The organism is Pseudomonas sp. B21-047, assembly GCF_024748775.1.
In the GTDB taxonomy this organism is placed as follows: domain Bacteria; phylum Pseudomonadota; class Gammaproteobacteria; order Pseudomonadales; family Pseudomonadaceae; genus Aquipseudomonas; species Aquipseudomonas capeferrum.
The window spans coordinates 801,755-815,016 of the sequence record NZ_CP087169.1; the positions used below are offsets into that span (position 1 = coordinate 801,755).

General features: G+C 64.0%; 13 protein-coding genes. 6 read left to right on the forward strand and 7 right to left on the reverse strand.

The features are described from left to right. Window position 1 precedes the first annotated feature (1 nt). Both lolB and LOY26_RS03705 read right to left on the reverse strand, forming a co-directional pair. Window positions 2-619 carry a lipoprotein insertase outer membrane protein LolB gene (gene lolB, locus LOY26_RS03700; RefSeq protein ID WP_033701330.1) on the reverse strand — a complete coding sequence of 206 codons (618 nt, stop codon included), beginning with the start codon at window positions 617-619 and terminating at the stop codon, window positions 2-4. A 4-nt stretch (window positions 620-623) separates the two neighbouring features. After that, the gene (locus LOY26_RS03705; protein ID WP_156310538.1) at window positions 624-2,345 is read right to left on the reverse strand and encodes a tetratricopeptide repeat protein; all 1,722 of its coding nucleotides are present in this window, start codon (window positions 2,343-2,345) and stop codon (window positions 624-626) included. 332 nt (window positions 2,346-2,677) lie between these two features. On the opposite strand from LOY26_RS03705, the gene hemA reads away from it, so the two are divergent. The 6 genes from hemA (at window position 2,678) to LOY26_RS03735 (ending at window position 8,028) form a co-directional block, all read left to right on the forward strand. Then, window positions 2,678-3,955, forward strand: a complete 1,278-nt coding sequence (hemA, locus tag LOY26_RS03710) for a glutamyl-tRNA reductase (protein WP_033701328.1) — start codon at window positions 2,678-2,680, stop codon at window positions 3,953-3,955. Continuing rightward, a complete protein-coding gene (gene prfA, locus LOY26_RS03715) occupies window positions 3,952-5,034 on the forward strand; it encodes a peptide chain release factor 1 (protein WP_186660275.1) in 1,083 nt (360 codons plus the stop codon). The genes hemA and prfA overlap by 4 nt, the downstream gene beginning before the upstream one ends. Next, on the forward strand, window positions 5,034-5,864 hold the full coding sequence (gene prmC, locus LOY26_RS03720; protein ID WP_186660273.1) for a peptide chain release factor N(5)-glutamine methyltransferase: 831 nt from the start codon (window positions 5,034-5,036) through the stop codon (window positions 5,862-5,864). The genes prfA and prmC overlap by 1 nt, the downstream gene beginning before the upstream one ends. Beyond that, entirely contained in the window at window positions 5,858-6,613 is a 756-nt protein-coding gene (locus tag LOY26_RS03725) for a molybdopterin-synthase adenylyltransferase MoeB (protein ID WP_033701323.1), read from the forward strand. Before prmC ends, LOY26_RS03725 begins: the two co-directional genes overlap by 7 nt. Next, window positions 6,606-7,403: a glutamate racemase gene (murI, locus tag LOY26_RS03730; RefSeq protein WP_186660271.1), complete on the forward strand. Its 798-nt coding sequence runs from the start codon at window positions 6,606-6,608 to the stop codon at window positions 7,401-7,403. Before LOY26_RS03725 ends, murI begins: the two co-directional genes overlap by 8 nt. Window positions 7,404-7,509: 106 nt before the next feature. Next, window positions 7,510-8,028: an acyloxyacyl hydrolase gene (locus LOY26_RS03735; protein WP_033701321.1), complete on the forward strand. Its 519-nt coding sequence runs from the start codon at window positions 7,510-7,512 to the stop codon at window positions 8,026-8,028. A gap of 68 nt (window positions 8,029-8,096) precedes the next feature. Here the strand turns inward: LOY26_RS03735 and LOY26_RS03740 are convergent, their stop codons facing one another. The 5 genes from LOY26_RS03740 to LOY26_RS03760 all read right to left on the reverse strand — a co-directional run bounded on the left by LOY26_RS03740 (window position 8,097) and on the right by LOY26_RS03760 (window position 13,175). Beyond that, entirely contained in the window at window positions 8,097-8,795 is a 699-nt protein-coding gene (locus tag LOY26_RS03740) for an SDR family oxidoreductase (RefSeq protein WP_258714411.1), read from the reverse strand. Window positions 8,796-8,806: 11 nt separating this feature from the next. Continuing rightward, on the reverse strand, window positions 8,807-10,234 hold the full coding sequence (gene phrB / locus LOY26_RS03745) for a deoxyribodipyrimidine photo-lyase (protein WP_258714412.1): 1,428 nt from the start codon (window positions 10,232-10,234) through the stop codon (window positions 8,807-8,809). After that, the gene (locus LOY26_RS03750) at window positions 10,225-11,124 is read right to left on the reverse strand and encodes a MerR family transcriptional regulator (RefSeq protein ID WP_186662872.1); all 900 of its coding nucleotides are present in this window, start codon (window positions 11,122-11,124) and stop codon (window positions 10,225-10,227) included. Before LOY26_RS03750 ends, phrB begins: the two co-directional genes overlap by 10 nt. Then, window positions 11,114-12,082: a DUF523 and DUF1722 domain-containing protein gene (locus LOY26_RS03755; RefSeq protein WP_033701316.1), complete on the reverse strand. Its 969-nt coding sequence runs from the start codon at window positions 12,080-12,082 to the stop codon at window positions 11,114-11,116. Before LOY26_RS03755 ends, LOY26_RS03750 begins: the two co-directional genes overlap by 11 nt. Before the next feature lie 106 nt (window positions 12,083-12,188). After that, window positions 12,189-13,175, reverse strand: coding sequence for an NAD(P)/FAD-dependent oxidoreductase (locus tag LOY26_RS03760; RefSeq protein ID WP_186662873.1), 987 nt, complete (start codon window positions 13,173-13,175; stop codon window positions 12,189-12,191). Window positions 13,176-13,262: the final 87 nt, after the last annotated feature.

Genomic DNA, 13,262 nt, shown 5'->3' on the forward strand with positions numbered 1-13,262 from the left:
ATCAGTGCCCCAGCTGGCGCGGCTGCCAGTCCTTGACCACCAACGTCACGTCGAGGTCCTTGCCGTGCAGTTTCAGGCGCTCGGGCAACCAGTAGCCGTTCTGCTCGGTATAGCTCAGGTACTGCACCTGCCAGCCATCCTGTTGCAGGCTGGCCAGGCGGCTGTCGCCGTCCAGGGTCAGCTGGCTCTTGCTGTCGGGCGCGGGCAGGCCGCGTACCCACCAGACCAGGTGCGAAACCGGCAGTTGCCAGCCCAGTTGTTCTTCCAGCAGTGCTTCCGGGCTGGTGGCTTCGTAGCGGCCCTGGTTGGCCACTTCTAGCACCACGCCGCCGGGGCGGCCGGTCAGGCGGGCAGCGCCACGGCCCAATGGCCCGGCCAGGCGGATGTCGTAGTAGTCCTGGCGCTGCAACCAGAACAGCGTGCCGCTGCCGGAATCGCGCGGGGCGCGGATGCCGACCTTGCCGCTGATCTGCCAGCCGTCGAGGGTGCTGAGTTGCGCTTTGTGCTGGCGCCACTGCTGCGGGTCGCCATGGCCCTGCAGGGCTTCACGGCTACCGAAGCCGGCACAGCCCGCGAGCAGGGCAATCAGGGTGAAGGTGATGCAATGGCGCAGGAACATGGCGTTAAAGGGTCTCTGATCCGGTCAGGCGCAGTACGGTCTTGCGCAGGATGGGGCTGTCGGGCTGGGCTTCGAAGGCCTTGGCCCAGACCTGGCGGGCTTCGCGGCGCTTGCCGTTGGCCCACAGGACTTCGCCCAGGTGCGCAGCCACTTCGTGGTCGGGGAAGCGCTCCAGGGCCTGGCGCAGGTAGCCTTCGGCTTCGTCCAGGTTGCCCTGGCGGTAGGCGACCCAACCCAGGCTGTCGAGCACCGCCGGGTCATCCGGGGTGAGCTGGTGGGCCTTGTCGATCAGCGCCTTGGCCTCGGCGTAGCGGGTGGTGCGGTCGGCCAGGGTGTAGCCCAGGGCGTTCAGGGCCATGGCGTTTTCCGGCTCGCGGTCGATGATGGCGCGCAGGTCTTTCTCCATCTGCGGCAGATCATCACGCTTTTCGGCCAGCATGGCGCGGGTATACAGCAGGTTGAGGTCGTCCGGGTAACGCTGGATGCCTTGTTGCAGCACCTGGTTGGCCTGGGCGTCCTTGTTGTTGTTGCTGTAGCTTTCCGATTCGATCAGGTACAGCTGGATGGCGTAGTCCGGCTGGGCCTCGCGGGCTTCGGCGAGCAGGCGCGAAGCCTCGGTGCCGCGGCCGTTGGCAATCAGGATGTCGGCCTGGCGCAGCTGCGCCGGCAGGTAGTCGGGGCCGGTGCCGACCAGGGCGTATTCGCGCAAGGCGCCTTCGGGGTCGTGGCGCTCCTCGCGGATGCGGCCCAGGTTCAGGTGGGCGGCGTCGACGTTGCTGTCGCGTTCGACCAGCTCCTGCAGGTAGCCCTCGGCTTCATCCCAGTCTTTGTTTTCCAGGCATACCAGTGCCAGCGAGTAGCGCAGCTCGTCATCCTCGGGGTACTGCTGGACCAGGCTGATGAACTCCCCCTTGGCATCGGCGATGCGGTCCTGCTCGACCAGGGTACGGGCGTAGGTCAGGCGCAGGCGTTTGTCATCCGGGTTGTCGCGGATCGCGCCACGCAGCAGGGGCAGCGCCTCTTTGCCGCGGTCGAGCGCTTGCAGCAGGCGGGCACGCAGCAGAATCGGGGCGATCTCGCCATTTTGCGGCGGGTGCTCCTCGAGCAGTTCGAGCGCTTCTTCGGCCTTGCCGTCCTGGTTCAGCAGGAGCGCCTTGCCGAACACCAGCTGGCTGTTTTCCGGGTACTTGACCAGCAGACGTTCGAAGCTCTGCAGCAAGCCGTCGCGGGTGCTCTGGTCGGTCTCGGCGGCCGACAGGGCGAGGAAGTCGAAATGGGTATCGCCCTGGCCTTGCAGGACTTTTTCCATGTAGACCATAGCATCGTCGTAGCGACCGGCGCGGGCCAGCTGGATGGCGGCGGCGCGCTGGGCGTCGAGGTTGTCCGGGTCGTTGCGGGCCCAGATCAAGGCGTTTTCCAGGGCCGGCTCGTCGGCGCCGAGGTACTCGGCGATGCGGTAGGCGCGTTCGGAAACGCCAGGGTCCTGGGTTTTTTCGGCCTGGTCGGCGTAGTTGGCCAGGGCGATGTCGAAGCGGTTGCGCTGGCCGGCCAGCTCCGCCACCAACAGGCTATATAGGGTGTCTTGCTTGAACGAACCGTACACCACGGGTTTTTCGGCCTCGCCCTTGCCGGCCTCGGCAACGGGTGGCTCGGCTTTTTGCGGGGCCAGGCTCTGGCAACCCTGGAGCAGGGCGAAGGCAAGCAGCAGTGCGTAGTGTCTGTTCATAGAAAGGCTTAAAAGGACTCACCGGCGGTCGGAGCATGATGACACAAGCGCGGGGGCAAACCCACCTGCGAAGCATTTGCTTAACTGCGACCATGGCAGGGGCGCCCAGGTTCCGCCACCTGTGTGGGGGGGCCTGTTGGGGGCGGCCTTGGGTTGCGAAAGGGGCGCGTAGCGGCCCCAGGTTTTCAGGTTTGTCAGAGATATTGCCGGGGCCGCTGCGCAGCCCTTTCGCGACGCAAGGCCGCTCCTACACGACAATAGCGAACGGTGGTTGTTCTAAAACCTGCGAAAGAGGACAATTATCGGCTTCTCGTCACAACCAGCGACCTTGCATGGCCTTTCTTGCACTTGGTATCAACCATAAGACTGCCTCGGTAGACGTACGCGAGCGCGTGGCGTTTACCCCAGAGCAGCTGGTGGACGCCCTGCAACAGCTCTGCCGACTGACCGCCAGCCGTGAAGCGGCGATCCTGTCGACCTGCAACCGTAGCGAGCTTTATATAGAGCAGGACCACCTGTCTGCCGAGGCCGTACTGCTGTGGCTGGCCGATTACCACCGGCTGAGCCTGGATGAACTGCGCGCCAGCGCCTACATCCATGAAGAGCACGATGCGGTGCGGCACATGATGCGCGTGGCCTCTGGCCTCGATTCGCTGGTGCTCGGCGAGCCGCAGATCCTCGGCCAGATGAAGTCCGCCTACGCCGTGGCGCGTGAGGCCGGTACCGTTGGCCCACTGCTCGGGCGCCTGTTCCAGGCCACCTTCAGTGCCGCCAAACAGGTGCGCACCGACACCGCGATCGGCGAAAACCCGGTTTCGGTGGCGTTCGCCGCGGTGAGCCTGGCGCGGCAGATCTTCAGTGACCTGGGCCGCAGCCAGGCCCTGCTGATCGGGGCCGGCGAGACCATCACCCTGGTCGCCCGCCACCTGCATGAGCAAGGTGTGCGCCGGATCGTGGTGGCCAACCGTACCCTGGAGCGTGCCAGCACGCTGGCCGAGCAGTTCGGCGCACATGCCGTGCTGCTGGCCGACATCCCCCAGGAACTGGCCAACAGTGACATCGTCATCAGCTCCACCGCCAGCCAGTTGCCGATCCTTGGCAAGGGCGCGGTCGAGAGCGCGCTGAAACAACGCCGTCACAAGCCGATTTTCATGGTCGACATCGCCGTGCCGCGTGATATCGAACCCGAAGTGGGCGAGCTCGACGACGTCTACCTGTATACCGTCGATGACCTGCACGACGTAGTCGCAGAAAACCTCAAGAGCCGCCAGGGTGCGGCCCAGGCTGCCGAAGAGCTGGTGTCGGTGGGCGCCGAAGACTTCATGGTGCGCCTGCGCGAACTGGCTGCGGTGGACGTGCTCAAGGCCTACCGCCAGCAAAGCGAGCGCCTGCGCGACGAAGAGCTGCAAAAAGCCCAGCGCCTGCTGGCCAACGGCGGCAACCCCGAGGACGTGCTGGCCCAACTGGCCCGGGGCCTGACCAACAAACTTCTGCATGCGCCCAGCGTGCAGTTGAAAAAGCTCTCGGCCGAGGGCCGCCTCGATGCGCTGGCCATGGCCCAGGAACTCTTTGCCCTCAACGAGGGCTCGACGGACAAATCCCTGCAATGAAAGCGTCGCTGCTGAACAAACTGGATATTCTCCAGGACCGCTTCGAAGAACTGACCGCACTGCTCGGTGACGCTGAGGTCATCAGCGACCAGACGCGTTTCCGTGCTTATTCCCGCGAATACGCCGAGGTCGAGCCGGTTCACACGGCCTATCAGGCATGGCGCAAAGTCCAGGACGACCTTGAAGGTGCCCAGGCGCTGCTCAAGGACAGCGATCCGGATATGCGCGAAATGGCCGTGGAGGAAGTGCGCGAAGCCAAGGAGCAACTGCTGGCGATGGAGGCGCAGCTGCAACGCATGCTGCTGCCCAAGGACCCCAACGACGGGCGTAACGTGTTCCTCGAAATCCGCGCTGGCACCGGTGGTGACGAGGCGGCGATCTTCTCGGGTGACCTGTTCCGCATGTATTCGCGCTACGCCGAAAAGCGTGGCTGGCGTCTGGAGATTTTGTCCGAGAACGAAGGCGAACACGGCGGCTACAAGGAAATCATCGCCCGCGTCGAAGGCGAAAACGTTTACGGCAAGCTTAAGTTCGAGTCTGGTGCGCATCGTGTGCAACGGGTGCCCGAGACCGAGTCGCAGGGGCGCATCCACACCTCCGCTTGTACCGTGGCCGTGCTGCCCGAGCCCGATGAGCAGGCGGTGATCGAGATCAACCCGGCCGACTTGCGCGTGGACACCTACCGCGCTTCCGGGGCCGGTGGCCAGCACATCAACAAGACCGACTCGGCGGTTCGCATTACTCACTTGCCCACCGGTATCGTGGTCGAGTGCCAGGAAGAACGCTCGCAGCACAAGAACCGTGCCCGTGCCATGTCCTGGCTGTCGGCCAAGCTCAACGACATGCAGACCAGCGCCGCGCAGAATGCCATCGCCAGTGAGCGCAAGCTGCTGGTGGGCTCCGGTGACCGCTCCGAGCGTATCCGCACCTACAATTATCCACAGGGCCGGGTAACCGATCACCGCATCAACCTGACCTTGTATTCGCTGGACGACATCCTTGCCGGTGGCGTCGACGCCGTGATCGAACCGCTGTTGGCCGAGTACCAGGCCGATCAACTGGCCGCCCTGGGGGACTGATGACCATCATCGCCAGCTTGCTGCGCAATGCGCAGTTGCCCGAATCGCCCACCGAGCGGCTGGACGCCGAACTGTTGTTGGCTGCGGCCATCGGCAAGTCGCGCAGCTACCTGCATACCTGGCCCGAGCGCATCGTCAGCAGCGAAGCGGCCGACACTTATGCCGGTTACCTGCAGCGCCGCCGCAGCGGTGAGCCGGTGGCGTATATCCTTGGGCAGCAGGGGTTCTGGAAGATCGACCTGGAAGTGGCACCGCATACGCTGATCCCGCGCCCGGACACCGAGCTGCTGGTCGAGACCGCCCTGGAGCTTCAGCCTGCGACACCTGCCAAGGTGCTCGACCTGGGCACCGGCACCGGGGCCATTGCCTTGGCCCTGGCCGGCGACCGCCCGGCCTGGCAGGTGATGGCGGTGGACCGTGTCGAGGAGGCCGCCGCGCTGGCCGAGCGCAACCGCCAGCGCCTGGGGCTGGGCAATGTGCAGGTGCACGTCAGCCACTGGTTTGACCAGCTCGGCGATGAGCGTTTCGACCTGATTGTCAGCAACCCCCCCTACATTGCCAGCGAAGACCCCCACCTGGCCGCTGGCGATGTGCGTTTCGAACCCAGCAGCGCACTGGTGGCAGGTGCCGATGGCCTGGACGACCTGCGCGTGATCATTGCCCAGGCGCCGCAGCATTTGCTGCCAGGCGGCTGGTTGCTGTTGGAGCATGGTTATGATCAGGCAGCGGCGGTGCGCGCCTTGCTGACTGAACAAGGCTTTGCCGAGGTTGCCAGCCGCATCGACCTGGGCAGCCATGAACGCATTACCCTGGGGCGCCTGCCATGCTGAGTGATCAGGAACTGTTGCGCTACAGCCGGCAAGTGCTGCTGGCGCAGATCGATATCGACGGCCAGTTGCGCCTCAAGCAGAGCAAGGCGCTGATCGTCGGCCTCGGTGGGCTGGGCTCACCTGTGGCGCTGTACCTGGCTGCGGCGGGGGTGGGCGAGTTGCACCTGGCAGATTTCGACACCGTCGACCTGACCAATCTGCAACGCCAGGTGATGCACGACAGCGACAGCGTCGGCATGAGCAAGGTGGACTCGGCGCTGCAGCGCCTGGGGGCGATCAACCCGGAGATCAGCCTGGTCGCTCACCGCCAGGCGCTGGACGAAGATTCGCTGGCCGCAGCGGTGGCTGCGGTCGACCTGGTGCTGGACTGCTCCGACAACTTTTCCACGCGCGAGGCGGTCAATGCCGCCTGCGTCGCTGCTGGCAAGCCGTTGGTCAGTGGGGCGGCGATCCGCCTCGAGGGCCAGCTTTCGGTGTTCGACCCACGGCGTGACTACAGCCCGTGTTACCACTGCCTGTATGGCCATGGCAGCGAGGATGAACTGACCTGCAGCGAAGCCGGCGTGATCGGCCCGCTGGTGGGGCTGGTAGGTAGCCTGCAGGCGCTGGAAGCCATGAAGCTGCTGGCTGGGTTCGGCGAGCCACTGGTGGGCCGCCTGCTGCTGATTGATGCCCTCGGCACGCGCATACGTGAACTGCGGGTCAAGCGCGACCCGGCCTGCGCTGTCTGCGGCAAGCGCGATGGCTGAGCGTTCGGCGCCGATTGGCGTGATGGATTCGGGGGTCGGCGGTTTGTCGGTGCTTGCCGAGATCCAGCGCCTGCTGCCCAACGAAACCCTGCTGTATGTGGCCGATTGCGGTCACGTGCCCTACGGTGAGAAGTCGGCGGACTACATCCGCCAGCGCTGCCGACGCATTGCCGAGTTCTTCCAGCAGCAAGGCGCCAAGGCCATGGTCCTGGCCTGCAATACCGCCACGGTGGCGGCGGTTGCCGACCTGCGTGAGCTGTACCCGGTCTGGCCGCTGGTGGGTATGGAGCCTGCGGTAAAGCCTGCAGCCGCCGCCACCCGCTCCGGTGTGGTCGGGGTGCTGGCCACTACCGGGACTTTGCAGAGCGCCAAGTTCGCGGCATTGCTCGACCGCTTCGCCAGCGATGTACGGGTGGTCACCCAGCCTTGCCCAGGGCTGGTAGAGCTGATTGAAACCGGCGACCTGGGCAGCCCCGCGTTGCGCCAGTTGCTGCTCGGGTTTGTGCAGCCACTGCTGGATGCCGGCTGCGATACGCTGATTCTTGGCTGCACCCATTACCCATTCCTGCGCCCCTTGCTGGCCGACATGGTGCCGGCAGACGTGGCCATCATCGATACCGGCGCCGCCGTGGCGCGCCAGCTGCAACGGCTGTTGCACGCCAACGACCTGCTGGCCGAGGGCCCGGCGCTGGATACCCGCTTCTGGACCAGTGCCGACCCGCAAACTCTGAGAAAAATCCTACCGTTGCTGTGGCATAAGTCCGACAGTGTGCAAAGCTTTGCGTTGTGAAAAAAACGTCAAAAGCAGCTGAACTATCGTACCACTGCCGATTTCTACCGATTTGCCTGGCAAGAGGCGAACACTAACAACAGCATCAGGAAGAAGGATGTTTCTTATGAGGAAACTGCTCGGCTTGGCGGCGGTTGCCGCCTTAACTTTGGGGCAAGTGGTGTCGGCGCAGGCTGCCGATGTTTCATTTTCGGTGGGGCAGACCGGTGACTCGACCATGGTCTATCGGCTGGGGTTGCAGTCGAACTGGGAGGCGAGCTGGTGGCAGACCAGCGTTGGTCGTCTCACCGGTTATTGGGATGGGGCTTACACCTATTGGCAGGGTGACGAGACGGCGAGCAACCACAGCTTGTCGTTTGCGCCGGTGTTCGTCTATGAGTTTGCCGGGGAATCGGTGAAGCCTTACATCGAAGCGGGCATCGGTGTCGCGGCCTTCTCCAGCACCGAGCTTGAAAGCAACGAGCTAGGCTCGGCGTTCCAGTTCGAGGACCGGATCGGTTTCGGCTTGCGCTTTGCCGGTGGGCATGAAATTGGCGTGCGCGCCATCCACTATTCCAACGCCGGTATAAAGCAGCCCAACGATGGTGTGGAAAGCTACAGCCTGCATTACCGTATGGCGTTGTAACCCACCTGCTTGGGCAGTGGGAGCGGGTGAGCCGCTCCCACTGCGGTAGCACCTTGCCAACCCTTGGGTCAGCGCGGCAGCGGCCACAAACTGCTAGGGTCCAGCGTCTCCAGCACCAGTTCAGGTTCTCGAAGCGGCAGTCGCCGCAGCAGTTCTTCGGCAGCGCTCTGCGCTGTCCACATCTCCGGCATAGCCTGCGCCGGTGTCACGGGGGTCTTCAATGATTGCGGCGCCACCACCGTCAGGCTGATCTGCAGTTGACCCAGTACCTGGCGTTGCTCGCGAAACCACTGCGCGGTGCTGTTGAAACCGCTGGAAACCTGTGTGGGCGCAAACAGCTGCGAGGCTGAATAGCGATTGAGGATCGCCATTACCTGAGGCGCTTCACCCTTGGTCAGCAGCGGCAAGGCACTGGCCAGGCATTGTTCGCTGGCCAGCAGGTTGCTGGCGGCGATGGCCTCGAACAGCTCGACATCAGGTATGGCGTCGGCCACATACTCACCGGTGCCGGCATTGATGATCAGGCAGTCCAGCGACCCCCAGTTGCCCAATAGCAGCTTGCTGGCTGCCTCGACCTGATCCAGCGCCTGCAACTGGCCCGGCAGGCGCAGCAATTGCGTGCCGTAGCGTTCGCCCAGCGTGTCCAGTGCTTCACACTCCCTGCCGCTTGCGGCTACCCGGTGCCCCTGTTCGAGCAACTGTTGTACCAATGCCAGCCCTAATCCATTAGTGGCCCCTGTCACCCAGACACTGCGAGCTCTATTCACGATACTGCCCCTTAATGCTGCCGACGCGGAAGGCCTTTGAAGGCTTCTGATGCGCGCTGGCGACTGCTGCCGAGATCGACTATTGGATTGTGATACGAATGGGTAGCAAAAAGATCCACAGCCTTAACTGGCTGATGAATGGCTTTATCATCCAGCGCCTGCAGTTCCGGTACCCAGTGACGAATGAAGCGCCCCTGCGGATCGAAGCGCTGAGACTGCGAAACCGGGTTGAAGATGCGGAAATAGGGCACGGCGTCGGTGCCGGTAGATGCGCTCCACTGCCAGCCGCCGTTGTTGGCTGCCAGGTCGCCGTCTATCAGGTGACGCATGAAATGCCGCTCGCCTTTGCGCCAGTCGATCAGCAGGTTCTTGCTGAGGAACATGGCGACGATCATGCGCAGGCGGTTGTGCATCCAGCCGGTGTGCAGCAACTGGCGCATGGCGGCATCGATGATCGGAAAACCGGTGCGCCCCTGTTCCCAGGCCGCGAGGTCTTCAGGTGCATCACGCCAGGGCAGGGCTTCGGTCTGGGCACGGAAAGCGCGGTGACGGGATACCTGTGGATAACCCACCAGGATGTGCTTGTAGAACTCCCGCCAAAGCAACTCGTTGACCCAGGTCTGGATGCCGGTGCTGCCGCTGTCGAACTCGCCACGGTTGCTGGCCAAGGCCCCGTGCAGGCATTGCCGGGGCGAAATCACCCCGGCGGCCAGGTAGGCGGAGAGCTCGCTGGTGCCGGGCTTGGCCGGGAGGTCGCGCTGGTGTTGGTAGTCTTCCACCCGCTCTTCGAGAAAACGCGACAGCCGTGCTTGCGCTTCGGCTTCGCCCGCTGGCCAGCCATCGCGCAAGGCACGCGGTACTGGGTCGAAGCCCAGCACATGCTCAGGTAGCGGGTCGCTGGCGATCGCCAGAGGCGCCTGGGGCTTTAGCCGTGGGGCCAGCGCGGGGAGGCTGCGGTGCAGATGCTCCAGGCAGCGTTTCTTGAATTGGCTGAAGACCTGGAAGTAGTCACCACTGCGGGTAAGGAGGGTGCCAGGGCGGAAGAACAGCTGGTCGAGGTAGCTGTGCGCCTGCACGCCTGATTGCTCCAGCCGCGCCCGCACAGCCTGGTCGCGGCGCTGTTCGTTGATGCCGTACTCGTCGTTCCAGTGCACGCTATCTATCCGATGCTGATGGCATACTGACATTATTGCATCGGATGCCTGATCCCACCTGTCAATTGAGCGGATCAGCAGCGGGATGTTGAGTGTGCCCAGTGCCTGGCGCAGCGCGCGCAGGTTGCGCAGCCAGAAGTCTACTTTGCAGGCGGCGTCGTCGTGAGCCTGCCATTGGCCGGGGCTGAGCAGCCACAGGGCGACGGTCGGGCCGCGCTCACAGGCGGCGCTCAAGGCGGTGTTGTCGTCGATGCGCAGGTCGCTGCGCAGCCAGATCAATTGCATGGTGCATTCATCTCTACAGGCCGGCGGTCATTGCCTTGAAGCAAGCGCAATGCCGCCTGCGGGGTATCGAACAGGAGCAGGTCGGGGAGGTCGAGGGCGTTCAGTTGGGCTTCATGCAGGGCGAGCGTAGCGCCGCCCAGCAGTTTTGCCCCCGGCGTACCCTGCAGCGTGCGCTGCAAGGCCTTGATGTCGATGCGTGGCCCCAGGTGCAGCAACAGGGCGCGCGGTTGCAGCGCGGCGATGGCCCGTTGCAGTTGCGGGCCACCCACCGGCTGTTCAAGCACCTCGACGGGGATGCCGTTGCTGCTGAGCAGCCAGGCGCACAGCCACAGCTCAGGGTCGAAGGCGCGTTCGCTGTCTTCGGCCAGCAGCACTGGCGCACCCTGTAGCAGCTGGTTGTCGTGATACACCCGGGCGCCGAGTTTGCTGCGCAGCCAGCTGTGGAAGAACACTTGCTCAAGCCGTGCATTGAAATAGTTGCGCCAGCGCAGGTCCAGGCTGTCGAGCAGGGGTAGCAGCAATTGCTCGCACAGGGTAATGGCGGGGTACAGCGCCATGGCCTGGTTGAGTTGCTGGTCAAGTGCCCGCTGCGAGAGGTTGGCGATAGCCTCGATCAACTGCGTCTGTCGCGCCTGCCAGTTGCTGTGTGGGGCGGTGCTGGCCGGTTTATCGAGCAGCTCGCGTACCTGCCCCACCGATGCGCCGCGCTGCAGCCAGGCCAGGATCGCTTCGACCCGTTCGACCTGCTCGTTGGAATACAAGCGATGCCCTTTTGCGGTGCGCTGTGGCTTGAGCAGGCCGTAACGGCGCTCCCAGGCCCGTAGGGTGACTGGGTTGACGCCGGTGCGGCGGGCGAGTTCGCCGATCGCTAGCAGGGCCTCAGACGGCATTGCGCAATCCTAGGCTTTCGGGGTGTGGCTGCAGGTAGGCCTGCTGCATCAGGTAAGGGTCGGGGTGCTTGCGCAGGTGGTGCTTGAGCAGCGTCAGCGGCACCACCAGCGGCACCACGCCCTGTTGGTACTGGCTGATGATGGCTTGCAGTTCGGCCTTGTCCTGCTGGGTCAGGGCATCTTTGAAGTAACCGCTCAGGTGCTGCAGTACGTTGCAGTGCGTGCCACGGCTGGCGCAGCGGCGCAGGGCCTGCATCAGCTGGCTGAAATAGTGTGGGCCGACCTGCTGCGGGTCGTCATCCCGGCTCATGCTGCCCAGTAGTCGCCCCAGGGTGCGGTAGGCATGGGGGTTGTTGGCCATCAGCAGGTACTTGTAGCGCGAGTGAAACCGCACCAGGGCGCCGCGGCTCAAGCCTTCGGCCAGCAGGCGCTGCCAATCGGCATAGGCGTATACGCGGCTGATGAAGTTTTCGCGTAGCACTGCGTCATGCAGGCGGCCTTCCTCCTCCACCGGCAGGTCCGGGCGAAGGTTGCAGAAGGCCTGGGCATACACACCACGTCCGCTATGCAACGCAGGGTGGCCGTTATCCTGGTAGACCTTGACCCGCTCCAACCCGCACGAAGGTGACTTCTGCATGAAGATATAGCCGCAGATATCGTCGAGCTCGCCGGCCATCTGCTCGCCATAGGTGCGCAGCGGGCCGGTGAGGTCCATGCCGGGGTTGCGGGTACCGACCACTTCCGGCTGCTCCGGGTCGCCTACCAGGCGAATAGGGTCGCGCGGTACACCGAGGCCGATAGCGACCTCGGGGCAAACCGGCAGCCATTCGAAGTGCGCTTCAAGTTGCGCGCGGCACAAGTCGGATGCCTTGTGCCCACCGTTGTAGCGCACACTGTGCCCGGTCAGGCAGGCGCTGATGGCGATGCGAGGCTTGCAGTGAGCGGAAGGGGATTGCATGGCTGTCTCCGATAAACTTGTACGCGATATCTATTTTGTACAAGTTTATTCCAGCACAGCCTTGGCGTTATGCAAACTGATTTTTTTGTACAGGCTCAGCGCCCGTTCAGTCGAGATGCTCCAGCAGCCGGCGAGCGGCTTCCTGGCCACTCAGCCAAGCCCCCTCGACGCGGCCGGACAAACACCAGTCGCCGCAGGCGTACAGGCCCTGATCGGCATCGGCCAACGCGCCCCACTCATGGTGGCTGGTGGGGCGTGCATACAGCCAGCGGTGGGCGAGGGAGAAGGTGGGTGCCGGCACCACGCAGCCGACCAGTTCGGCGAATTCGCCCCATAACTGCTCGATCACCTCTTCCTTGGGCAGGTCGATATGCTGCCGGCTCCAGCTCGACGTGGCATGCAGCACCCAGGTGTCGAGGTGCTCGTCACGCCCGGGCTTGCTGCGGTTGCGGGCCAGCCAGTCGAGCGGGTTGTCCTGCACGAAGCAACCTTGCATGGGGGTGTCCAGTGGCGTCTGGAAGCCCAGGGCGACGGCCCAGGTAGGCTCCATCTGCACGCCAGCGGCCACGGCAGCCAGTTTGGGCGTCGAGGCCAGTAACGGCGTTGCCTGCGGCGCAGGCACCGCGATCACCACGCGGCTGAACGGGCCGTGGCTGCAGCCTTCGGTGTCTTGCAGGTGCCAGTACTGCTTGCCGCGGAATACTTCAGCGATGCGGCAGCCAAAGTTGACCGTCACATCCTTGAGCATGCCGCGGGTGATGGCACTCATGCGCGGCACGCCTACCCAGCGAGTCTGCTCATCCGGGGAAGGTGTGAGTTCGCCGTCGCGGTAGTTGTACAGTTGCGGCTTCCATTGCTCGGCCCAACCCGCAGCCACCCATTGCTGGACCTGATCGACGAAACGCCGATCACGGGCAGTGAAATACTGGGCGCCGAGGTCCAGCGCGCCAGCGTCGCTGCGCTTGCTGGCCATGCGCCCGCCACTGCCGTGGCCTTTGTCGAACAAATGCACGGATTGCCCGGCCTTTTGCAGCGCCTGGGCGGCGGAAAGACCGGCGATACCGGCACCGATGATGGCAATAGGTACTGTCATGATGGCCTCTTCAAACCTTGCTGTGAGCAGACTACGCTGTCAGGCAAACCTGTACAATGCACAAATTTTGTATAAGGTTATTCCGCT